Source organism: Leeuwenhoekiella parthenopeia (genome assembly GCF_020782115.1).
Taxonomy (GTDB): domain Bacteria; phylum Bacteroidota; class Bacteroidia; order Flavobacteriales; family Flavobacteriaceae; genus Leeuwenhoekiella; species Leeuwenhoekiella parthenopeia.
This window is the reverse complement of sequence record NZ_JAJGMW010000014.1, coordinates 33,036-54,662: the sequence shown is the minus strand read 5'-3', so window position 1 is coordinate 54,662 and position 21,627 is coordinate 33,036. Positions and strand designations below refer to the sequence as shown.

Genomic DNA, 21,627 nt, shown 5'->3' with positions numbered 1-21,627 from the left:
CAACCGATGTACGTATTGTGCATCGGTTTTTTTGGATTCCATCGATTTGCCTTCCGCTTCGCGGGAAGAAAAGCGCTATCAACAACATCAGAATTCTACATCAAACAGCGGATATATTGATTTTTTAAGTCCGCTTATTACCGTGGTTACCAAAAATCACAGCAAGACAGAAACCGGTTTAGACTATGGCTCGGGTCCTAATCCCGTGCTTACTAATTTGCTTAAAAACCGGGGTTTTGTGGTAACAGCCTATGATCTGTTTTTCAGTAAAAATCCCGATGCATTGCAGCAAAGCTATGATTATGTACTGTGTTGTGAGGTGATCGAGCATTTTCACAAGCCCGCAGAATCCTTCAGGGAACTCTTCGATCTTCTTAAGCCTGGTGGTAGTTTGTACTGCAAAACCAACCTGTTAACACCAGACATCAATTTTAAAGACTGGTGGTATAAAAATGACTTTACACACAGCTTTTTTTATACAACAGAAGCTTTAGCATACATCAGAAGTCATTTTGGTTTTACAAATTTGATCCTGAAATCTGATTATATTCAGTTTATAAAATAAAAAAGCGGCCCTAAGACCGCTTTAATAATTCTGTTTTAAAAAACGCTTATCCTTTATAAAAGTATAGTGAAGAAACTCCTGCCAGACTGTTATTAAGTGCCGGGCTTGCGTTACCACCACCGGCGGTAGACACATTACCGAATGCCAACACACGGCCAGCACCATTTGCTAATTCAGCGACATAAACGGTGTCTGACTCTGCATCATATTCTACATTTACAGGGTTACCCATAAGTGTGGCAGAACCGGCGTAGCGTATTTGCTGACCCACGGCTAAAGTTCCGCCATTAGCTGTAGCATTAAATTTTGACAGGAAATTGGTTATTACGTGAAAGCCGCCATCTGTATCTGCTCCCGTTCCTGATGCAGCTGCGATATCACTCATTATCAGCGTACCTCCGTCAAAAGCAATTCCGTGCGTTCTTACAATACCTTCGATAGCGATGCGTTTTGAAGCGCTAACGGTTGCATTTGCAGGGTTGCTGCTTAGAAAATTAGTAAAAACAGCCAGTTCATTTGTATTATCAACAACGGCATAAAGATCGTTACCTACAAACTCAATACCCCAAACCGAAAAATCTGTGGTAATGGTTCTGCTTAGTGTCATAGAGCCATTTGATTTTTCAAAGACAAAAAACCGACCTGCATTGGCGTTTTGGCTGTCTGCAACTACATAAAAATCTCCACTTACAGCAAGGTCTCTGGGGTTTTGTAAAATAGCCTGGCTCGAAAAATCTACTGATAGATTAATCGTTGCGGTAATCATATCACTAATGCCTACATAGGTTTGTAATGAGGTTTGTGTCATACCTCGTGTAGCAATAGTAAAACTGTCACTCTCAGGATCGTAATAAATACCTTCTGAATCTGATGCCGAAGTATTAAATGTAGTTACCGAATTTGTAGTAAGATTATACCGGGTTACATTTCCGTTAGCATGACTTGTGGCATACAAATTTGCTGAAGCATTTTCCTGCATCATGTCATTTGAATCGTCATCACTGCAAGAAGACAATGTGAAAATTCCTATTAGGCCTAAAGCTACTATGTTTTTAGTATTCATAATTAATTGGTGTTTGTTAAACATTTAATTTTGAATATCTACGTACACGGCGCGGATTGCGGTTTTCTACAAGTTAGTTTTTAACGGAATTTTAGCTTTATTGAAGATTATTGAAGTCCGGATTTGAAGCTCTTAAAATAGCGTATCTAACTGTTTTCCGGTATTTTACCCTCAACTCCCTCAAAAAACTGACGCAATTTTTTAATATCAGCTTCAACAGCTCCTGTAGGATAAAAAAGTTCTCCTATATGATGTTGTTTGTGACCAAAGTCCATAGTTATAGGAAGAATAGGTACTCCTGCTTCCAAAGCAATGTAGTAAAACCCGGTTTTCCATTCTACTACTTTTTTACGTGTACCTTCAGGGGAAAGCGCAAGTCTAAAGGTCTCCTTTTGTTTAAAGAGCGAAGCGATATAAGCCACCTTGTTTTGACCGGGTGTTCGGTCTAGCGGCGTCCCTCCCACTCTTCTAAAATACCAGCCAAAAGGCGGTTTAAACAATTCTTTTTTACCCAGAAAATTGATTTTAACGCCAATACAATTCCTAAAAAGCAGCGCCATATAAAAGTCGTGCCAGCTGGTATGTGGTGCCGCTATTACAACCATTTTCTGAACCTCCTTCGGGAATCGGCCTTTGATTTTCCACCCCAATGATCGGTAAATGGTTTTTGCCAGGAATCCCATTAACTGGCACGTTGCTTCAAAATAGCACGCGCTTCCTCCAGATCCTGAGGGGTATCAATACCAATTGCCGGGGTCTCTGAGTATACCATCTTAATGCGTTTGCCATACTCAAGATAGCGTATCGCTTCAATCTTTTCTGAAGCTTCCAGATTGCGCATGGGCAGTTTTGCAAAATCAAGAACCGCCTGCTTTCTAAAAGCATAAATACCCTTATGTTTATAGTAAGTCACCTCAATATCCTGATCACGGGGATAGGGTATTGGAGCCCTCGAAAAATATAAGGCGAAATTGTCCTGATCGACTATTACTTTTACATTGTTTGGATTTTCTATCTCGCTCTGTATGTTCATAGGAGTCATTAAAGACGCCAGATCTATGGTATCTGCTCCTTCCTCGTAAAAAACCTGCAATACGTTACGCAAATCATCTTCATTGGTAAAGGGCTCATCCCCCTGCACATTTACAACGATATCAATATCCAGATTTGCAACGGCTTCAGCAATGCGGTCACTGCCACAACTGTGCTCTGCAATACTCATAATTACTTTTCCGGATACCTGCTCAACAGCCTGCCTGATATCTTCACTATCAGTTACTACATATACCTGGTCAAACAGCCCTGTAGCCACAGCAGCTTCGTAAGTGCGTACGATTACCGGTTTACCTTCCAGATCTTTCATAAGCTTCCCGGGAAATCTGCTCGCTTCATAGCGCGCCGGAATCATAGCAATCGTTCTCAGTTTTTTAATCATAAAATCTAAAGCTTTGTGTCTGAATTTCTTTTTCGCTTTCTAAAAAAGCGTACCAAACGGTAAATTATGTAAATCACCAGAATGAGCGCAAGAATAGGAAATATAAGGGCCAGTATAGATAAAAAAGTAGAAAAAACAGCTTCTAGTGTAGCAAATACGGGATTTGCAAACCCCATTGTTGTTGTGGTTGATGCCGCTCTTGCAGTAGCTGTAGAACCGGCGATAAGCCCCGCTGTGCCACCTCCTCCAATAATGGCAAGAGCCCATGAAACCCAGGGATCAAAATTTCCCAAAGTGACAAAAAATAAAATGGTTCCGGCGACTGTTGCCAAAGGTACTGCAATGGTATCTAGCGCATTGTCAAACCAGGGAATGTAATAAGCCAGGAGTTCAAGTACTGTAGCTAAACCCAAAAGTATTAAAGTTTGCCATCCCCCCAGCCAAAGCCAATTTTCGTTTAAATCAACCCAGCCTAAATAAGCTGCGACACTCAAGGCCAGCAAGGGTAAAAATATTCGGAAACCCGCAGCCGCAGCCAAACCTATTCCCAGACAAACACTAAGTAGTACATCCATAAATCAGAGGTCTAAAAACATTTCATCTTTAAAACCTATAAGATACAGTTTTTTCTGAGCACGGGTAACGGCAGTATAAAGCCAGCGCAGGTAATCTTTGTTCATCCCGTCTCGCAAATAGGGCTGTTCGATCATAATGGTATCCCACTGCCCACCCTGTGATTTATGGCAGGTTATGGCGTAAGAAAATTTAACCTGCAAGGCATTGAAGTATTTATTGTTTTTTACTTTCATAAACTTCTTGTACTTGGAGGTTTCGTCCTCATAATCTTTCATCACTTCCTGATAGAGCCTGTTTGAGTCTTCATAAGGCAATGATGGGGTTTCTGAGGTAAGCGTATCAAGAAGCAATACGGTTTCAAAGGCAGGTAAATTGGGATAATCGGTCATTTTTACGGTGACTTCCGCAAAGCGAAAACCATACAATTCTTTGATACTGTAAATTTCGAGGATTTCGATAATATCACCATTTGCAATAAAACCCGCATCACTTTTGGTATCAAGCCAAAAATAATTGTTTTTGACCACCATAAAATAATCGCCCGCACTCACCTCTTCTTCTTTAAACAAAATACGAGACCGAATCTGCTGGTTGTACAAATTTGCCCGCTTGTTTGACCGCACTATGATTGCGGTACCTTCATTACCGTACTCGCGATAAGAGTCACTAAGGGCATCTAAAATTTCGTGTCCGTCAATAAGACGCACAACATCGCTTTGACCACTTAGGTCAAACCTGAAATCTTCATATAGTGCATCATTCATAAACTCCCGTATGCGTGTGGCATTTTTTAAAATCCCGCTGGTTTCTGCCTGCCGCATAACTTCATCAAGCTCTATCGTCTGAATGGTTTTATTATACTGAAGTCCAAGACTTTTGGTGTCGAGAGCCGGGCTAAGTTCCATTTTAACCGGTGGTAGCTGGGCTTCATCTCCTATCAGCAAAAGTTTGCAGTTATGACCACTATATACATAAAGCATAAGATCATCTAGCAATGAGCCGTTTTCAAAAAGCTTTGACTCAGAAGCATTGTCTGATATCATGGATGCCTCATCAACGATAAATAAAGTATCGCGATGCTTGTTGCGCTGCAAAGTGAATGAAACACCCCCTCCCCGTTCTTTTTTTGGATAATAAATCTTACGGTGTATGGTCTGTGCAGGTTTATCACTGTAGCTGGAGATCACTTTTGCAGCACGTCCCGTAGGTGCCATTTGTACCGAAGACATTTTAATTTTCCACAGATTTTTCACCAAAGTACCTATGAGTGTGGTTTTTCCGGTACCCGCATATCCCTTAAGTACAAATAGATTATCTTTTTTAGCATCAAACAAAAAACTACTCAGTTGCATTAGCAAAAGGTTCTGTTTTTCGGTAGGCTGAAAGGGAAAATCCTGAAGTAAAAGCTTATAAAATACGTGCTCGTCTAGCTTCATGTCTGGTTATCTTGAGGGTAAAGATACTAAGGAAATTTAGGGGGATATCCTTTAACGATTAAAAAAAAATTGTAGATTTGCTTATAACCTTTATTAAAATCAAAAACCACACATCGAATGAAAATAGTATTTCAGTTAGTACTTTGGGTAATTATCGGGGTATTAGGATATTTACTTTTTAACTCTGTTTATGGAGAAGTAAAGTTTAACGATCTTAAAGTCGTTCGCTACCAAAAAGCAGTAAATAAGCTTAAAGATATTCAGAAATCTCAATTAGCCTACAGACAGCTAACCGGTAAATTCGCCAAAGATTTCAATCAATTAATTGAATTTATTGATACTGCAGAATTTGTTCTAACTGAACGCCGCGACACCTTGGTATTAGATGAAGAACTAACCAGAAGATACCGAGTAGACACAAACAAAGAAATCACCATTATCGATACTTTAGGTTTCCGCTCTGTAAAAGATTCACTTTTTCAAGGTACAGATCGTTACAAGACCATGATGAATGTTCCCGGTCCTGTTGCTGATGCAAAATTCGAAATGGATGCAGGTACCATTCTTAAGAGTGATGTGCCAATTCCTGTTTTTGAAGCTAAAGTTTCAAAAGATATTCTTCTTGCAGATCAGCCAAAAGATTATGTAGCTAAAGAGAAGCAGGTTGTTTCTGTAGAAGGTGTAAATGGTGCCTATCTTACTGTAGGTTCAATGACCGAAGTTAAAACAGCCGGTAACTGGCCTAAGAGTTACGGGGATGCGGATGAATAAAAACATTCAAGATCCTGAAAATCACATACTATCCATCCAAGTTAGCTTGGATGGATTTTCTTTTTATGTCAAAAATGATTCAGACTCCACGTGTGTTGAATCAGACTCGTTTCAATTTGACCACATACAGGCTCCCGAGCAGGCTTTGATCAAAATCAAAGAAATTTTCGCAGCGCTACCATTGCTCAACAACACATTTAAAGAGGTTGTGGTGATTTACGACAACGAGCTTTTTACTCTGGTACCCGAAAGCCTTTTTGATCAAAACAACCTTGCCGACTATCTAAAATTCAATACCAAAATTTTAAAAACCGACTTTACAGTCTTTGATGAACTGGATGATTTTAAACTCATAAATGTTTACATCCCGTTTTCTAACATCAATAATTTCTTTTTTGATCATTTTGGCACCTTCACTTTTTTTCATAGCCAAACGGTATTTTTGAGCTCCATTTTAAGCAGCAAAGACCAAAACGACGGGATAAAACAAGTTCATGTGCATATATCTGAAACTTCAATTGCTGTAATCGCGCACAAAAATGACCAACTCCTTCTCAATAATAGGTTTAACTATGAGAATGCAGCAGATTGTGTGTATTATATTCTATATTGTTATGAGCAATTACAGTTAGATCCCGAAGTAAATCCAATAGTCCTGCACGGAATAGTCAGCGAGAACGATGCGATCTATAACCTGATTTATGATTACATCAGAAACGTGCGCATAGAGCAAGCCAACACCCGATCTACTGCACTTAAAAACACCTACCTGCAATACACCTAAATTATGAGAATCATTAGCGGAATTCACAAAGGAAGACGTCTTATCGCACCAAAAAAACTACCGGTAAGACCTACAACAGATATGGCCAAAGAATCGCTTTTTAATATTCTCAGAAACCGTTATCAGTTTAGTAGCCTTAAAGTACTCGACCTTTTTGCCGGTACAGGCAATATCAGTTATGAATTTGCCTCCAGAGGTGCAGAAGCCATTACAGCTGTAGATGCACATTCCGGCTGTGTAAAATATATAAATGAGACTGCATCAACTTTAGAAATGCCCATTGAGACGCTTAAGTCTGATGTATATGATTTTTTAGGTCGTGAGACAGCAGCCTACGATCTTATTTTTGCTGATCCTCCTTATGATTTTGAGGACGCTCAATTCATAAAAATTGTAGAATTGGTTTTTGACCATAATTTGCTGAAGGCTGAAGGTTCCTTAATTTTAGAACACAGTAAACACACTGATCTACAGAATATTCGTAACTTTAAAGAACTCCGTAAGTATGGAGGTAGTGCATTTAGCTTCTTTCAACACTAAATCCCGTTTTTTAAGTCTTACTATTTATGAATACCGAAGCAAAGAAATACGATTTAAGTTTTTGTATACTCAGTTTCTTTGACAAGTATGTCATTTCTGAAGTTAAGGAAGGAAGCTATGTAACTCGGGAACTTTTTATGGAAGCTCTCGTTCTAATAGAAGAACACTACGGTTCAAACCAAAAATTTGTCTACATCTCCAATCGTAAGACAGACTACAACGTTAATCCCATAGACTATTTAAACTGCATCAGTAATGACAATATGATTGCGGTGGCGTTGGTAACTGAGACTGAATCAAAATTGAAAACTGCACAGTTTGAGAAAAACTTTATGACCAAAAATGTTCAGATTTTTGCAACGCTGAAGGAAGCTATCGACTGGGCCGAAAAAACAGTAGCATAAATAAAAAGCAGACCTGTAAGCCGGATTCTGTTCTTACCGAAGTAATACCTTATCATTTATCTGGACTTTTGATTGCTCAAAAGCTCTATCTGTCTACCCTCCGGCATCGCACGGGACGCACTTAATTGCCGGTTTACATGACATTGCACCGCATAGAGTTTACCTGATTTCACTACAGCATTACCTGTACATCCTTTCTGTTGCACTGGTCCTTGACTTAAACTAAGCCCGACGGCCGTTAGCCGCTATGCCTCCCTGTGGTGTCCGGACTTTCCTCCTTAGAGCTGTTTACAGATCTAAAGCGATAAGGCGGTCTGCTTGCGGTAAAAGTACGCTTTCTATAGAATACCCTGCTGCTTATCGCTGTAGTTTTAAATTGAATTGTTGATAAGACGTTCGCAAAAATACCGTGTACCTATGCATTTTGGTATTGGTATCTTTATCTTTGCTTACAGACCTAAAAAAGGTCTTCATTCTCTAAAAAAGCATTTGTGGAACAATTTATCGTATCAGCCCGAAAATACAGACCTGCGACGTTTAAAGACGTGGTAGGACAACAGGCTATTACAAATACGCTGGAGAATGCCATAAAAAATAATCACCTCGCTCAGGCATTGCTTTTTACAGGTCCGCGAGGAGTAGGCAAAACCACCTGCGCACGTATTTTAGCAAAAAAAATAAATCAGGAAGCTGATGAGGAGGTTGACGAGCACGAAGACTATGCCTTCAATATTTTTGAGCTCGATGCTGCTTCAAACAACTCGGTTGATGATATACGTAACCTTATAGACCAGGTACGTATCGCTCCTCAGGTAGGTAACTACAAGGTTTATATCATAGATGAGGTTCATATGCTGTCATCGGCAGCTTTTAATGCTTTCTTAAAAACGCTGGAAGAACCTCCGAAACACGCCATTTTTATCCTGGCAACTACCGAAAAACACAAGATAATTCCAACGATTTTATCGCGTTGTCAAATATTTGATTTCAAACGAATAACCGTTAAAGATATTCGGGAGCATCTTGTGGATATCGCAAAACAGGAAGGTATCACCGCCGAAGAAGAAGCCTTACACATTATTGCTCAAAAAGCAGACGGGGCTTTGCGAGATGCGCTATCAACCTTTGACCGTGTTGTGAGTTTTTGCGGAGATAATCTTACACGAGCAGCAGTTACCGAAAATCTCAATGTTCTGGATTATGACACCTATTTTGAGATTACCGATTTATTGGTAGAAAATAATATCCCGCAGCTGCTTTTAAACTTTAATGAAATTTTATCCCGCGGCTTTGATGGGCATCATTTCATAGCCGGTCTGGCTTCTCACTTCAGGGATCTGATGGTTTGTAAAAATCCTGATACGATTGCCTTGCTTGAGGTAGGTGAAGGAACTAAAAAAAAGTACAAAGAACAAGCCGAAAAAACCAGTTCAGGCTTTCTTATGCAGGCACTCGATAAAGCAAATGACTGCGACTTAAAATATCGAACCAGCCGCAATCCCCGCCTGCTGGTTGAGTTATGTTTGATGCAAATGGCCTCTATCACTTTTGATGGAGAAAAAAAAAAGCCTCTGATTTCATAATTCCTGCGAGTTATTTTAAGAACGCCGTTCCGGTGCGTCCGGCAAACACACAGAAGGCCGAAGCCGCAACCAGACCTGAAAAACAAGCTCAAGAAACCGTAGCTGCTTCAGCACCAATAGAAGAAAAGGTTGCAAGCAGTGCTGAACAAACGCAGCCAACTGAACCCGTTAATACGGCTTCTGCACCCATTTTAGCAAAGAAACCCGTATCGGGCCTTTCGCTTAAAGGTTTAAAACGCAAGAAAGAAATACTTGAGAAGCAAACGGCTGAAGAAGTTGATATAAGTAAATTGCCCCGGGAACCTTTTACCGAAATTGCCATGCAGGCAGCCTGGAAAGACTATGTGGCCCGCTTGCAAAAGAAAGGCGAAAAAATACTCGCCTCCAATCTGGAAACAGACACTCCAACACTTGAAGGAACCACCATTCATCTGGAATTTCCAAATGAGACGATGAAAATTGAACTGGAACGGGCACAAGGTGGTTTACTTGAGTTTTTAAAAAGAAGACTTCGCAATTATGATATCGTTATTGAAATAACGGTCAATGAAACTGCAGAACGCAAATATGCCTACACCACCCGCGAAAAATATGAGAAGCTGAAAGGTAAAAACCCCGACCTTGAATTGTTACGTAAAACTTTTGATCTAGATATCTGATGTTAGGACTAAAACTACCCACAGACCCCAGATGGGTCAATATTGTCGAAATGAATATCGATGATATTCTCTCAGACCACGCTTTTTGTGAGCAAAAGGCAGCCTCTACCGCTATTTCACTTATCGTTTCGTTTCCCGAATATACAGAGCTTGTGCAGGAAATGATCGCTTTGGTAAAAGAAGAAATAAGCCACTTTAAATTGGTGCACGATAAGATTATATCTCGTGGCAACACTTTGGGTTATGATCGTAAAGATTTATATGTAAATAAGTTGCTTCAGTTTTTTCCCAAAGGCGGAAGCAGAACAACCCAACTGGTAAATCGTTTATTGTATGCTGCCCTCATCGAAGCCCGCAGCTGCGAACGTTTCAGACTTTTATCTAAAGAACTGGAAGATCCTGAGCTGCGTACGTTTTATCATAATTTAATGGTAAGCGAAGCCAATCACTATACCATGTTTTTAAAATTTGCGCGTAAATACGGTGACGAAGAAGAAGTCAACGCCAAGTGGCACGACTTACTCTCTTATGAAGCCGAGATTATGAAAGATCTTGGTAAGGATCAAACCATACACGGGTAAATCTCATAAAACAAAAAGGAGCTATTAAATAGCTCCTTTTTGTTTTATAAAGATAAATTCTGTTTTTACAGACGGTAAGCAGCCATAATTGCAAAGTAGCTGTTCTTTCCTTCAGCAGGCCCGTTAACCACATCCATAAAGCCCATACTGTAACGCGCTTCAATTGATAAGCCATCCATTATTTGGTAACCAATACCTCCCAGTCCTGAAATGTCGTAGTTCTTATAGGTTTCATTATTGAAAGAATTCCAGATTCCCAATCCAACCTGTGGACCTACCTGAAAATAAACTTTTCCTGCGTTAAAGCTAAGCAGTAATGGCAATTGTAAATAATCTAGCTCTGCGCGCTCTGCATACACACTACCTGGTAAGGAGTTTGGCTTGATTCCCTGACCTGAATACAAAAGTTCAGGCTGAAATTTAAGCGACTCACTTAATGGTATTTGAGCAAAGAAACCGGCAGCAAAACCATACCTTCCGGAGGCGTTATCAAAATCATCACCTTGTAAGGTAGAAAAATTAATTCCCGCTTTCACCCCGTATCTTACGCTCTGTGCAAACGAACCTACGGCAAAAAGGAGTGCAATCCCAAGTAAAAGTCTTTTCATAATTAAAGTTTTAAGTTTATTGAAATTCAATAAGTTGGGCGAAACAATATTAGTATAATTTTTAGTTTCTTACTAAACAACCTGTCTTTTATCGTTGTAGAGCGATTTTATAATGCCATCTGACAATCCTATCTTTGGAACGTGAATATTTTTGGCCCTGCTCCATTTCATAGCCGATAGGTAAATCCTTGTAGCCGGGACGATTACGTCAGCCCGGTCGAGATTTAGCCCCAACTCGATTACACGCTCTTCGTAGGTGTACGATTGTAGGAATTCATAGAAGCTTACCATATAAAAATACGTAAGTGGCTTGCCCTCTTTCTTACCGCTTAACTTAAAGATTTTATTGATGTTTCCACCAGAGCCTATAAGGTCAATTTTAGTATGTCCTTTGGTCACTTCCTTGATCCAGTTCTCCACCTCTTCCCAAATGGTATGACCTACAAGACCTTCTAAAATACGCACAGTTCCAAGTTTAAAGGAGCGCGAAGCGGTTACCTCTCCTCCGCTGTACAGCGTAAATTCGGTACTTCCTCCTCCTACATCCACATAGAGATACGACCGGTCTGAGGTTATCAGCGATTGCAGGTCAGTATTGGCTATGATAGCTGCCTCATCGTTACCGTTAATGATCTTGATGGTTACACCGGTTTTCTTTTTAATGATTTTGACTACTTCATCTCCATTTTCAGCTTCCCGCATTGCACTGGTAGCGCAAGCTCTGTATTCACTTACACGGTGTGATCGCATCAAAAGCTTAAAAGCTTCCATAGTGTCTATCATTCTCGTGATGTTTTCTTCGGAAATACGTTTTTCTTTAAAAACATCAGCTCCCAGACGTATGGGCACCCGTACCAAGGAGTTTTTACGAAAGACAGGGTCATTGCCATCAGATTCTACAACATTTGCCACCAGCAGGCGAATTGCGTTTGAACCAATGTCAATGGCGCCGTATTTTTTTAATTGGAGCATGTACTAATTAAGTTTATTTAGGTAGTAATCATAAGTAGCAAACTGTGACCGAAGCGGCACTTCATCATTCTTACGGTAGGCATTATCCTGAGCCGCGGTTATTTGTCTTGCCTTCACATTATCATTCCAGCAAATGGTGTAGGTCTCAATAGTTTCCTGTTTAATATCCTCATCATAAATGGGGCAGGTTACTTCTACACGGTTATCGAGGTTACGCGTCATCCAGTCGGAAGATGAAATAAAAACCTTCTCATCGCCTTCTTCTCCAAAAATCATCACGCGTGGATGTTCCAAAAATTTATCAACGATACTGATGAGCTCTATATTTTCGCTCATCCCCTTTACGCCGGGAATCAAACAACAAACGCCACGCACGATAAGATCGATCTTTACACCCGCCTGGCTGGCAGCGTACAAACGATCTATGATTGCATAATTAGACATGCTGTTAAGCTTCAGCCTAATATAACCTTTGCCGCCGCTTTTAACTTTTCTAATCTCATTATCAATTAGTTTATAAAAGCTGTTGCGGGCGTAATGCGGAGAGATAATAAGATGTTGATAGGTGTTTACGATATAATTGGTATCGAAGAAATTGAAGAGTTTAGACAGGTCTTTAAGTATTTGCTTATTGGCTGTAAACAAGGTGTAATCTGTGTAAATACGCGCGGTCATCCCATTAAAGTTTCCGGTACTGATGAAGCCGTAGCGCTTGAGTCGGGCACCTTCAAGACGCTCAATCACACAAACCTTACTGTGAACTTTGAGTCCGGGAACCCCAAAAATGAGTTTCACACCTTCATCCTGCATTTGTTTCGCGTAGCGCATATTGGACTCCTCGTCAAAACGCGCACGCAATTCTATTTGTACCGTTACTTCTTTTCCGTTCTTGGCTGCATTGATAAGCGCACTGGCTACATGGCTCAGTTTTGCCAAACGGTAAATGGTTATTTTAATGGTTTTTACCTTGGGGTCAAGCGCAGCTTCCCGAAGAAATTTAATAACGTAGGCAAAGGTATGATAAGGCGTGTACTGTAAAAAGTCCTTTTCGGCAACCCGTTTAAACATGCTGTCGTTAAGACTGATTCCGTTTATGAGCAGGGGTTTTTGTTTGGCATAAAGCAAATCGGTTCTGCCCAGACTGGGAAAATCCATATAATCCTTGCGGTTGTGGTAGCGTCCCCCGGGAATGATACTGTCTGACTGTTCGATTCCCAGTTTGGTCAACAAAAACTGAAGGGTTGCATCGTCTATGGTCTGATCGTAAACAAAGCGTACCGGCTCTGCATCTTCCCTGCCTTTTACACTTTTTGAAAGTTTCTCGATAAAACTTTTACCCAAATCAGACTCTAAATCGAGCTCCGCATCACGCGTGATTTTAATCATATGAGCCGAAATGTCGTCGTACTCAAATATGCTGAAAACCGAATCCAGATTATACCGAATTAAATCATCAAGCAGCATAATATAATCTGTACCATCTACCTGTGGAAGCACCACAAAACGGTCTAATTCACTGGGTATTTCTACCAGAGCATAGATGGGTTTTCGCATACCCTTTTTACGCATTTTGATGGTAAGATAGGCTTCAAGATCCTGAATACGCGGTAACTCCAGATCGTCGCGAAGCACAATCGTCACCAGAGCAGGGCTTACTTTTTCGGTAAAAAAGTTTTTGATGTATTCAGAGTGTTCGGGAAAATGCACTTCGTTTTCTTTAATAACATAGATGCCTTCATCCTTCAGTCGCTGGTGGATATCATCTAGTATATTAAGGCTTTCTTCCTGCTGTTTAATAACTATTTTAGTGATTTTCTCCAGCAACTCATCTGCCGCATAAACGCCCAGGGCTCTTCGCCCCTTTTTTCCGGCTTCAACAATGCGTTTTACGGTTGCATATCGTACTTTAAAAAACTCATCCAGATTATTAGAGAAAATCCCTACAAAACGTAAGCGCTCAATGAGCGGTACAGTCTCGTCTGCAGCTTCTTGTAAAACGCGGGCATTAAACTGTAGCCAGCTGATTTCACGGTTGATATATCGGGATTCATCTGCTTCAAGACTTGACATATTGATTCGGTTATCCATTATTTAAGTTGCTTGGGTTTGACATACAAAATGGTTTTACCATTACTTATATCAGACCAGCTTTTTGCTTTGAATTGAATTGCGGTAAAGGCGGCGGTTGAAACGTTTTCGATTTCCAGATCCCCATATCGGTTTACCCAGTAGGTTAAGGCATTATTATGACCAAAAACCATCAAACGATCTACACCATCATCACAGGATTTAATCACTTTGTCCAGCCTTGTACCTCCAAAATCATACAAACGGTTATCTAACTTCAGCTCTTCTTCGGGAATACCCAGTTCCTTTAAATACAACATAGCCGTTGTTTTTGCACGTACCGCATCACTGCTTAGAACGAGCTGAGGAAGCTCAATCCGTTCCCGTATATAAGCTCCCATAAGCGGAGCATCGTGCAATCCTCTGTCATTTAAAGGACGTTGATGATCCTCAAGTTCATATTCCCACGATGATTTGGCATGACGTACCAGATAGATGGTTTTCATAATTAGTCAATTTAAGGAGCCAGGCGATTGCAGTCCCAATCTGAGTCCCGGCGCGTGTACAGCAACCGGTCGTGAAGGCGGTTTGGCCTACCCTGCCAAAATTCAAAAGACTGGGGAGCTACCCGATACCCACCCCAATGCGGAGGCCTGGGTATCTCCTGATTTTTAAACTCTTCTTCATATTTTTCCTGACGCTCCTCCAGAAAGGTCCTATTGGGTATTATTGCACTCTGAGGAGAAACCCAGGCGCCCAGCTGGCTGCCTTTTGGTCTGCTATGAAAATACTGTGTTGACGTCTCTTCATCAACACGTGTGGCAGTACCTTTTATTATAACCTGACGCTCCAGATTGGGCCAGAAAAAAGACAAACAAATGTTAGGATTTGCGGCTAGTGCCCTGCCCTTTTCACTGTCGTAATTGGTGTAAAAAATAAAGCCGTCCTTGTCATAACTCTTCAGGAGTACCACCCGGTTCTTAGGAAAGCCATCGAGACCAATTGTGGAAATGGTCATAGCATTGACCTCATCAACGCCCTCCCGCTGCTCTACTTCTTCAAACCACTTTTTAAATTGATCAAACGGATTTGATTCGCTCTGTTCGCGCGTTAACTCGCTATATTCATACGATTTTCTATAGTCGCTTAAATCTTCGGCCATATCAGGATTTTCCAGCAATTTACATGAATGCACTAAAGTTATAAAGCAGAACGGAATCTTTTACGTGAAAATTACAAGTATTCCTAAAAGTGATTAAAAAACTAATCAAAAATGCACCTGTAAAGTATAAAAGCAAAGAATTTTTAGTCTTCGTCAAAATCAAAAACCTTCCCGTCATCTGCCGTAAGCACGTTATCAAATACCGTTTTAGCCTCATTGGCAAACAAGGTTAAATCAGGATAGCGGGTACTGTAATGACCTAAAATAAGATATTGAGCTCCGGCATCGCGGGCCATTTTTCCGGCTTCAATAGCTGTAGAATGACCGGTAGGCAAAGCCAGTTTGGCGTGAGCTTCCAGAAAAGTTGACTCGTGATACAGCACGGTTACCCCTTGTAGTTGAGGCAGATTATCTGGCTTATAAATCGTGTCGCTGCAAAAAGCGTAGCTGCGTGGCGGTTCGGGATCAAAAGTAAGTTCTTCATTAGGTATAACCGTTCCGTCTTCGAGGGTCATATCCATTCCGCGTTTGAGCTTTTTGTAATACACCACATCTATTTTACGCTTCAAGACGGCACTCATATTCAATTTACGTTCTCCCGGCTTTTCTTTAAACAGAAATCCATTAGCATAGATTCGGTGTTTTAAAGGAATGGTTTCTACCGAAACTTTCTCGTCCTCAAACAACAATTGAGGCTCCTTGCTATCGAGTTCGTGAAAATAAAGTGGATAATTGGTCCAGGAATTGGCCAACTTTAACTGAAGCGTTATAGCTTCTTTGATGCCTTTTGGGCCGTAAACATGCAATTCGTTTTCACGATTCAACAGTCTGAAAGTACTGATCAGGCCCACTAAACCAAAGAAATGGTCGCCGTGTAAGTGGGAAATAAAAATATGTTTGATTTTAGAAAACTTCACCTTATTCCGACGCAGTTCTACCTGAGTGCCTTCACCACAATCAATCAAAAAAAGATGATTGCGTATTTGCAGGACCTGAGAAGTAGGATTAGTAAACGTACGTGGAGTGGCTGCATAGCAACCTAGAATGGTAAGCTTCATTTAAAATTAGCACTTGTTTTTAGGTAAGTTAAGGCATCACGAGTTCTCTTACAAAAAAATCGTATTTCCTCTTGTGGCTTAGAATCCCAGATCGCGCTGTATTTCTTCAAGCTCAATAACGTCTTTGGCTTCGCCCAAAGTAGGCACAACCATAATTTCTTCGGGAACCCGGTCAATATGTACTGCCTTATTTACAATCACAAAAGACTTATTATCAGCACGCTGTTGATTAGAAACAGGTAAAAACAATAATAAATCTTCCAGACTTAGTTTTTCATACTTGAGTAAGTCAATCACCAGATTTTCTGAAGCGTAGGCTTTAGGTATAATAAATTTCAGGAAGGAAGCGAAGCTTTTGATCCCGTCTTCCTCATCGCCCAGAATGGTATATGTGTCTTTTTTGGTTACAATCATTGTTGTTTAATTTTTGAAGCCAACAGGTAGATAACGGCCATACGTATCGCCACACCATTTTCAACCTGATTGAGAATAATAGACTGGCTGCTGTCTGCCACATCACTGGTAATCTCAACACCACGGTTAATGGGTCCCGGGTGCATTACTACGATCTCCTTGTTGAGTGAGTCAAGCAATTCTTTATCTAAACCGTACTGCTGGGTATATTCGCGGGTTGACGGAAAGTAGCTGATATCCATTCGTTCATTCTGAACACGAAGCATATTGGCCACGTCACACCACTCTAAGGCCTTTATCAGGTTTAATTCTACTTTAACCCCAAGAGACTCAATGTATTTAGGCATTAGCGTTTTAGGACCGCACACCTTCACTTCTGCTCCTAGATGTTTCAAGGCAAAAATATTGGAAAGCGCAACCCTACTGTGTAAAATATCGCCTACAATGACGATTTTTTTACCGGCAATCCCGCCCAGTTTTTTAGTTATGGAATAGGCATCAAGCAATGCCTGAGTAGGATGCTCGTGTGCACCATCGCCGGCGTTTACGATACTGGCCTTAATATTTTTAGACAGAAACACTCCAGCTCCGGGATTGGGATGCCGCATCACAACCATATCTACTTTCATAGACAAAATATTGTTTACGGTATCTATAAGTGTTTCTCCCTTCTTCACAGATGAAGCTCCTGCAGAAAAGTTAATCACATCTGCACTAAGGCGTTTTTCGGCAAGTTCAAAAGAAAGTTTGGTACGGGTACTGTTTTCGAAAAAGAGGTTGGCAATCGTGATGTCCCGAAGCGAAGGCACTTTCTTAATAGGACGATTTATCACCTCTTTAAAATGATCTGCGGTTTCAAAAATGAGATCAATATCTGCTTTTGTGATGTACTTTATTCCCAGTAAGTGATTGACACTAAGCTCGCTCATTTTTAATTATCTCTTTAGGCTTAAATTATTTATTAACCAGGTAAACCGCATCTTCGCCACCATTTTCAACCCATTTTACCAGGACCTTTTCCTCATTAATCGCGTCAACCTGTCGCCCCCTGTAAGTAGGCTGAATGGGCAGGTGCCTGCTAAAACGCCGGTCTATAAGGGTAAGCAGTTCTACATTTTTGGGTCTACCAAAGCTTTGTACTGCTGTTAAGGCAGCATTGATGCTTCGGCCGGTGTATAAAACGTCATCAATAAAGACCACGTTTTTATCTTCAACCACAAAATCGATACGGGTTTTATTAGCTTCAAGAGGTTTATCCCCTCTTCTAAAGTCGTCTCTAAAGAAAGTAATATCCAGATAACCCAGCTTGATGCTTTCGATCTTATACTCGGCCTCCAAAAGCTTTTTGATGCGCTCAGCCACATAAATTCCCCGGGGTTGAATCCCAATAAGAACGGTTTGTTTAAAATCTTTGTGATTTTCAATGAGTTGACAGGCCAGACGATTGAGAATGATATTGATATCTTTTGCGTTAAGCAGCGTTTTCTGGCTCATAGTACGGTCAACGGTGTTTGGAAGCGCAAAGGTATTTATTTTTTTATTGAAATTTTACCGCTTAGGCGAGTTTAAAGAAGGAATGTGAGAAATGGCGCTCAGACTTTAAATTCAGACATCTTCGTCTTTTTTATCGCTTCTAAAGAAATTAAACCCAAATGGAATTACCAAAAACAGGAAGAAATACTTACCGGTTACAAGGCCAATCAAGGTGATGAGTGCTGCAACAATGTAAAGCCAGTTCTCTTTAAAGATACGCATCATCAGTCAATACCTTGCTTCGGCTTCGATTTATACCATTTATTAGTTAACTCCAGAAAATTCAATTCAATCGCAGGATCCTGAGGCTCCAGTATTTTCTGCTGAAAACTACGCTGTAAAATATCTTCTATCAGATAATCTTCTTCCACATTAACCGGATCGTAAATTTCCTTCAGGGAAATATCAAAAAAACTGGCCGTGGTATTTAGCAGAAACGCTTTTAAACCACTTCTGTAGTTTTTGATCAGCTCAAAGGTAGTCTGACCGGTTTGACGATACATCAGTTTCACTAAAATCTGACCTTCGGTTCGGGTAAGTTTTTTGAGTTCTTCCTTAAATTCATCTTCCACATACCGCTGAATAATCTTGGTATAACGCTTTTTGTCGCGCTTGGATTTCATAGCATCAAGACGGGCATTGAGCTCCACCAGACGTTCACCTGCCAGTTTTGCATAGGGCCATACTTTTCGGGTTTTACGTCTCAGAATCAAATACCTGCGGCGGGCATCATCATCATTGAATTTTAAACGCGCCAGCACCACCACATCATCCAGAAAGATCGCTGAGCGTGCAATACTGTCACCTTCCACATAATAGTAGAGTGGTTCTACAGTATCTGTTTCAACTTCGGGAGGAGTGGTCTGAGCTCGTGTCACAAAGCCTAAAAGCAGAAAGAGTATGTATACAGAATTCTTCAAATTTTCCTTTTCTCTAATTAGATCGAAAACCATTCCAAAAGTACACAATCGCTCAGATTGCTTTATGCTTTTGGCATGAATATTCTTACTTTCGTACAAAATTGAAATTATGTCAAAAAGCATTTTAAACGATAAGTCCCTCGACTTTTTAGAATCCTATCTCAATAACGCCGCCCCCACAGGTTACGAGTGGGAAGGCCAGAAAATATGGATGAACTATCTTAAGCCGTATGTAGATACTTTTATCACCGATAACTATGGTACTGCGGTAGGTGTTATCAACCCGGACGCAAAATACAAAGTGGTGATTGAAGGTCATGCTGATGAAATCTCCTGGTATGTAAACTACATTACAGATGATGGTTTGATCTACGTAATACGTAACGGCGGTAGCGATCATCAGATTGCCCCATCAAAGCTGGTTAACATTCACACTAAAAACGGAATCGTAAAAGGCGTTTTTGGCTGGCCGGCAATTCACACCCGCGACAAAAGTGATGAGAAAGCTCCAAAACAGGACAATATCTTCATCGACACCGGATGCAAAACCAAAAAGGAAGTAGAAGAACTGGGCGTTCACGTAGGTTGTGTGATCACCTACCCGGATACCTTCACCATCCTCAATAAAAATAAATTTGTTTGCCGCGCGCTTGATAACCGTATGGGTGGCTTTATGATTGCTGAAGTAGCCCGTTTAATTAAAGAAAACGGCAAGAAATTAGATTTCGGACTCTACGTGGTAAACTCGGTACAGGAAGAAATTGGGCTTCGCGGAGCGGAAATGATTACCCAGACCATTAAACCCAACGTAGCCATTGTAACCGATGTGACCCACGATACCACTACCCCAATGATCGAGAAGAAAACTAACGGTCACGCTGCTATAGGCGATGGTCCTGTTATTTCTTATGCACCGGCAATTCAGCAGAAGCTGCGCGATTTAATTATTGAGACAGCCGAGGAAAAAAATATTCCGTTTCAACGCGCTGCGTGTAGCCGTGCCACCGGTACAGACACCGATGCTTTTGCGTACAGCAACGGTGGTGTGCCTTCGGCTTTGATTAGTTTACCGCTTCGTTATATGCATACCACTGTAGAAATGGTGCATCGCGATGATGTGGAAAATGTGATTAAAATGATTTACGAAAGCGTACTTAAAATTAAAGACGGTCAGAGTTTTAGTTATTTTGACTAAATTAGGCTTACGCTAACCATCAATGCTAATACCCGAAGTCACAACTCGTGCTTTGGGTATTTTCATTTTTAGCCAAAATGACCGGGCCTCAACTTTCAATTTTACTGAAAGTTATTTCACAGTTTCTTGGCAGAAGAGCCAGTTTTATTATCATTTCGTTAGTAACGCGAGGTGCTAATTGATGCTATATTTGGATTATGACCATTACCCAAGATACCCTTAAGGATATTCTCGACAGCCCGCAAGAGGCTGCTAAACTCGCCAATCTCATTTACGTGACCGATGAGCACCTTACCATTTGCCGTAAAAAGCACGGCAAGGGTTTTCGCTATTGCAAAAATGATATTACTATAAAATCAAAGCCGCTATTGCAGCGTATAAAAAAGTTGGTGATTCCGCCGGCCTGGCAGGATGTGCTGATATCAGAACCTGAAAACGGACATTTACAGGCGGTAGGTCGTGACGAAAAAGACCGTAAAGTCTACCTCTATCATGAGAGCTGGAATAAGTTGCGCAACGAAACCAAATTCTTAAAACTCGCTGCTTTTGCCAATGTTTTACCCCAATTGCGTAAACAGGTTGATGCAGACCTTGATGCTCCTGAAATGACACGGCGTAAAGTTCTGGCACTGGTCATTCGGCTTATGGAAGAAACACATATACGCGTGGGAAACGCCTACTATGCCAAGCATAATGAGACCTACGGACTTTCAACCCTGCGCACCCGGCACGTAAAAACAACCGAAAGCGGTATGCGCTTTAAGTTTGTAGGCAAAAAAGGAAAAGAGCACGACATCGCCATTACCGACGAACAGCTTATCGAGCTGGTCAATCAATGTGAGGATATACCCGGCTGGGATTTGTTTCAGTTTTATGACGAAAACGGAAACAAAGATCACATCGACAGCGGGATGGTTAATGAGTACATTCACGAGCTGAGCGGCGACCTGTTTTCAGCAAAAGACTTCAGAACCTGGGCAGCGACCAAGATCTTTTTTGAATCGCTCAGGGATCTGGGTTATGTTGAGGATGAAAAGCAAAACGCTAAAAACCTGATCACAGCTTACGATGCCACAGCAGAGGGATTAGGCAATACCCGCAGTGTGTGCCGTGACTACTATGTACATCCGGTAATTCCGGAAGCTTATCAGGACGGAAGCATCACCAAATATTTTGACAAACTCAAAGACAAATCCCTCAGAAACCGGAAGAATTTCTCCAAAACCGAACAGGTTATTGCAGAAATGCTCAGCAACTATGAGGTTTCTATTTAAACTACATTTTTAACCTATTCGTAACAC

24 protein-coding genes, 1 other RNA gene and 1 pseudogene are annotated in these 21,627 nt (G+C 40.9%); 9 read left to right on the top strand and 17 right to left on the bottom strand.

All coding sequences use genetic code 11. The features are described from left to right. Nucleotides 1–31 precede the first annotated feature (31 nt). The gene (locus LLW17_RS11540; RefSeq protein WP_228230417.1) at nt 32–565 is read left to right on the top strand and encodes a class I SAM-dependent methyltransferase; all 534 of its coding nucleotides are present in this window, start codon (nt 32–34) and stop codon (nt 563–565) included. 46 nt (nt 566–611) lie between these two features. On the opposite strand, the gene LLW17_RS11535 is transcribed toward LLW17_RS11540, so the two are convergent. From LLW17_RS11535 to LLW17_RS11515, 5 genes are all read right to left on the bottom strand, one after another. Beyond that, nucleotides 612–1,628 (bottom strand): hypothetical protein, encoded by a 1,017-nt coding sequence (locus LLW17_RS11535; protein ID WP_228230416.1) that lies wholly within the window; start codon nt 1,626–1,628, stop codon nt 612–614. Between the two features lie 146 nt (nt 1,629–1,774). Further along, nucleotides 1,775–2,311, bottom strand: a complete 537-nt coding sequence (locus LLW17_RS11530) for a 1-acyl-sn-glycerol-3-phosphate acyltransferase (RefSeq protein ID WP_228230415.1) — start codon at nt 2,309–2,311, stop codon at nt 1,775–1,777. Then, nucleotides 2,311–3,063 carry a 3-deoxy-manno-octulosonate cytidylyltransferase gene (gene kdsB, locus LLW17_RS11525; protein WP_228230414.1) on the bottom strand — a complete coding sequence of 251 codons (753 nt, stop codon included), beginning with the start codon at nt 3,061–3,063 and terminating at the stop codon, nt 2,311–2,313. Before kdsB ends, LLW17_RS11530 begins: the two co-directional genes overlap by 1 nt. Before the next feature lie 5 nt (nt 3,064–3,068). Beyond that, the gene (locus LLW17_RS11520; RefSeq protein ID WP_228230413.1) at nt 3,069–3,638 is read right to left on the bottom strand and encodes a DUF4126 domain-containing protein; all 570 of its coding nucleotides are present in this window, start codon (nt 3,636–3,638) and stop codon (nt 3,069–3,071) included. Nucleotides 3,639–3,641: 3 nt separating this feature from the next. Then, on the bottom strand, nt 3,642–5,075 hold the full coding sequence (locus LLW17_RS11515) for an ATP-dependent DNA helicase (protein WP_228230412.1): 1,434 nt from the start codon (nt 5,073–5,075) through the stop codon (nt 3,642–3,644). Between the two features lie 117 nt (nt 5,076–5,192). Here LLW17_RS11515 and LLW17_RS11510 point away from each other — a divergent pair, with 117 nt between their 5' ends. Genes LLW17_RS11510 through LLW17_RS11495 form a run of 4 tightly spaced genes read left to right on the top strand, consistent with a single transcriptional unit; the run spans nt 5,193 to nt 7,574 of the window. Further along, complete coding sequence (locus tag LLW17_RS11510) at nt 5,193–5,846, top strand: hypothetical protein (protein ID WP_228230411.1); 654 nt, start codon at nt 5,193–5,195, stop codon at nt 5,844–5,846. After that, nucleotides 5,839–6,630, top strand: coding sequence for a DUF3822 family protein (locus LLW17_RS11505; RefSeq protein ID WP_228230410.1), 792 nt, complete (start codon nt 5,839–5,841; stop codon nt 6,628–6,630). Before LLW17_RS11510 ends, LLW17_RS11505 begins: the two co-directional genes overlap by 8 nt. 3 nt (nt 6,631–6,633) lie before the next feature. Beyond that, nucleotides 6,634–7,170: a 16S rRNA (guanine(966)-N(2))-methyltransferase RsmD gene (gene rsmD / locus LLW17_RS11500; protein WP_228230409.1), complete on the top strand. Its 537-nt coding sequence runs from the start codon at nt 6,634–6,636 to the stop codon at nt 7,168–7,170. 26 nt (nt 7,171–7,196) lie between these two features. After that, nucleotides 7,197–7,574 (top strand): hypothetical protein, encoded by a 378-nt coding sequence (locus tag LLW17_RS11495; protein WP_228230408.1) that lies wholly within the window; start codon nt 7,197–7,199, stop codon nt 7,572–7,574. Here the strand turns inward: LLW17_RS11495 and rnpB are convergent. Beyond that, nucleotides 7,575–7,895: RNase P RNA component class A (rnpB, locus tag LLW17_RS11490), an RNA gene on the bottom strand. It lies immediately after the preceding gene. A 170-nt stretch (nt 7,896–8,065) separates the two neighbouring features. On the opposite strand from rnpB, the pseudogene LLW17_RS11485 reads away from it, so the two are divergent. Together LLW17_RS11485 and LLW17_RS11480 are read left to right on the top strand one after the other, a co-directional pair. Then, a pseudogene (locus tag LLW17_RS11485) lies at nt 8,066–9,816 on the top strand (DNA polymerase III subunit gamma/tau). After that, nucleotides 9,816–10,397: a MiaE family protein gene (locus LLW17_RS11480; RefSeq protein ID WP_228230407.1), complete on the top strand. Its 582-nt coding sequence runs from the start codon at nt 9,816–9,818 to the stop codon at nt 10,395–10,397. The pseudogene LLW17_RS11485 and the gene LLW17_RS11480 overlap by 1 nt, the downstream one beginning before the upstream one ends. A 65-nt stretch (nt 10,398–10,462) precedes the next feature. Here the strand turns inward: LLW17_RS11480 and LLW17_RS11475 are convergent, their stop codons facing one another. From LLW17_RS11475 to LLW17_RS11425, 11 genes are all read right to left on the bottom strand, one after another. Next, the gene (locus LLW17_RS11475; protein ID WP_228230406.1) at nt 10,463–11,005 is read right to left on the bottom strand and encodes a porin family protein; all 543 of its coding nucleotides are present in this window, start codon (nt 11,003–11,005) and stop codon (nt 10,463–10,465) included. A 72-nt stretch (nt 11,006–11,077) separates the two neighbouring features. Continuing rightward, a complete protein-coding gene (locus tag LLW17_RS11470; protein WP_228230405.1) occupies nt 11,078–11,977 on the bottom strand; it encodes a Ppx/GppA phosphatase family protein in 900 nt (299 codons plus the stop codon). 3 nt (nt 11,978–11,980) lie between these two features. Continuing rightward, the gene (ppk1, locus tag LLW17_RS11465; protein WP_228230404.1) at nt 11,981–14,047 is read right to left on the bottom strand and encodes a polyphosphate kinase 1; all 2,067 of its coding nucleotides are present in this window, start codon (nt 14,045–14,047) and stop codon (nt 11,981–11,983) included. 17 nt (nt 14,048–14,064) lie between these two features. Next, entirely contained in the window at nt 14,065–14,550 is a 486-nt protein-coding gene (locus LLW17_RS11460; RefSeq protein ID WP_228230403.1) for a SixA phosphatase family protein, read from the bottom strand. Nucleotides 14,551–14,561: 11 nt separating this feature from the next. Then, nucleotides 14,562–15,206, bottom strand: a complete 645-nt coding sequence (gene pdxH / locus LLW17_RS11455) for a pyridoxamine 5'-phosphate oxidase (RefSeq protein ID WP_228230402.1) — start codon at nt 15,204–15,206, stop codon at nt 14,562–14,564. Between the two features lie 143 nt (nt 15,207–15,349). Continuing rightward, nucleotides 15,350–16,264: a ribonuclease Z gene (locus LLW17_RS11450; RefSeq protein ID WP_228230401.1), complete on the bottom strand. Its 915-nt coding sequence runs from the start codon at nt 16,262–16,264 to the stop codon at nt 15,350–15,352. A gap of 78 nt (nt 16,265–16,342) precedes the next feature. Then, a complete protein-coding gene (locus LLW17_RS11445; RefSeq protein ID WP_228230400.1) occupies nt 16,343–16,678 on the bottom strand; it encodes a ribonuclease Z in 336 nt (111 codons plus the stop codon). Further along, nucleotides 16,675–17,607 carry an aspartate carbamoyltransferase catalytic subunit gene (locus LLW17_RS11440; protein ID WP_228230399.1) on the bottom strand — a complete coding sequence of 311 codons (933 nt, stop codon included), beginning with the start codon at nt 17,605–17,607 and terminating at the stop codon, nt 16,675–16,677. Before LLW17_RS11440 ends, LLW17_RS11445 begins: the two co-directional genes overlap by 4 nt. 25 nt (nt 17,608–17,632) lie before the next feature. After that, nucleotides 17,633–18,172 carry a bifunctional pyr operon transcriptional regulator/uracil phosphoribosyltransferase PyrR gene (gene pyrR / locus LLW17_RS11435; RefSeq protein WP_228230398.1) on the bottom strand — a complete coding sequence of 180 codons (540 nt, stop codon included), beginning with the start codon at nt 18,170–18,172 and terminating at the stop codon, nt 17,633–17,635. A gap of 111 nt (nt 18,173–18,283) precedes the next feature. After that, nucleotides 18,284–18,436, bottom strand: coding sequence for a hypothetical protein (locus LLW17_RS11430; protein ID WP_228230397.1), 153 nt, complete (start codon nt 18,434–18,436; stop codon nt 18,284–18,286). Next, on the bottom strand, nt 18,436–19,131 hold the full coding sequence (locus LLW17_RS11425; RefSeq protein WP_228230396.1) for a DUF4294 domain-containing protein: 696 nt from the start codon (nt 19,129–19,131) through the stop codon (nt 18,436–18,438). Before LLW17_RS11425 ends, LLW17_RS11430 begins: the two co-directional genes overlap by 1 nt. Before the next feature lie 109 nt (nt 19,132–19,240). Here LLW17_RS11425 and LLW17_RS11420 point away from each other — a divergent pair, with 109 nt between their 5' ends. Beyond that, nucleotides 19,241–20,326, top strand: a complete 1,086-nt coding sequence (locus tag LLW17_RS11420) for a M42 family metallopeptidase (protein WP_262908984.1) — start codon at nt 19,241–19,243, stop codon at nt 20,324–20,326. 197 nt (nt 20,327–20,523) lie between these two features. Further along, nucleotides 20,524–21,600: a DNA topoisomerase IB gene (locus tag LLW17_RS11415; protein WP_228230395.1), complete on the top strand. Its 1,077-nt coding sequence runs from the start codon at nt 20,524–20,526 to the stop codon at nt 21,598–21,600. Nucleotides 21,601–21,627 lie beyond the last annotated feature (27 nt).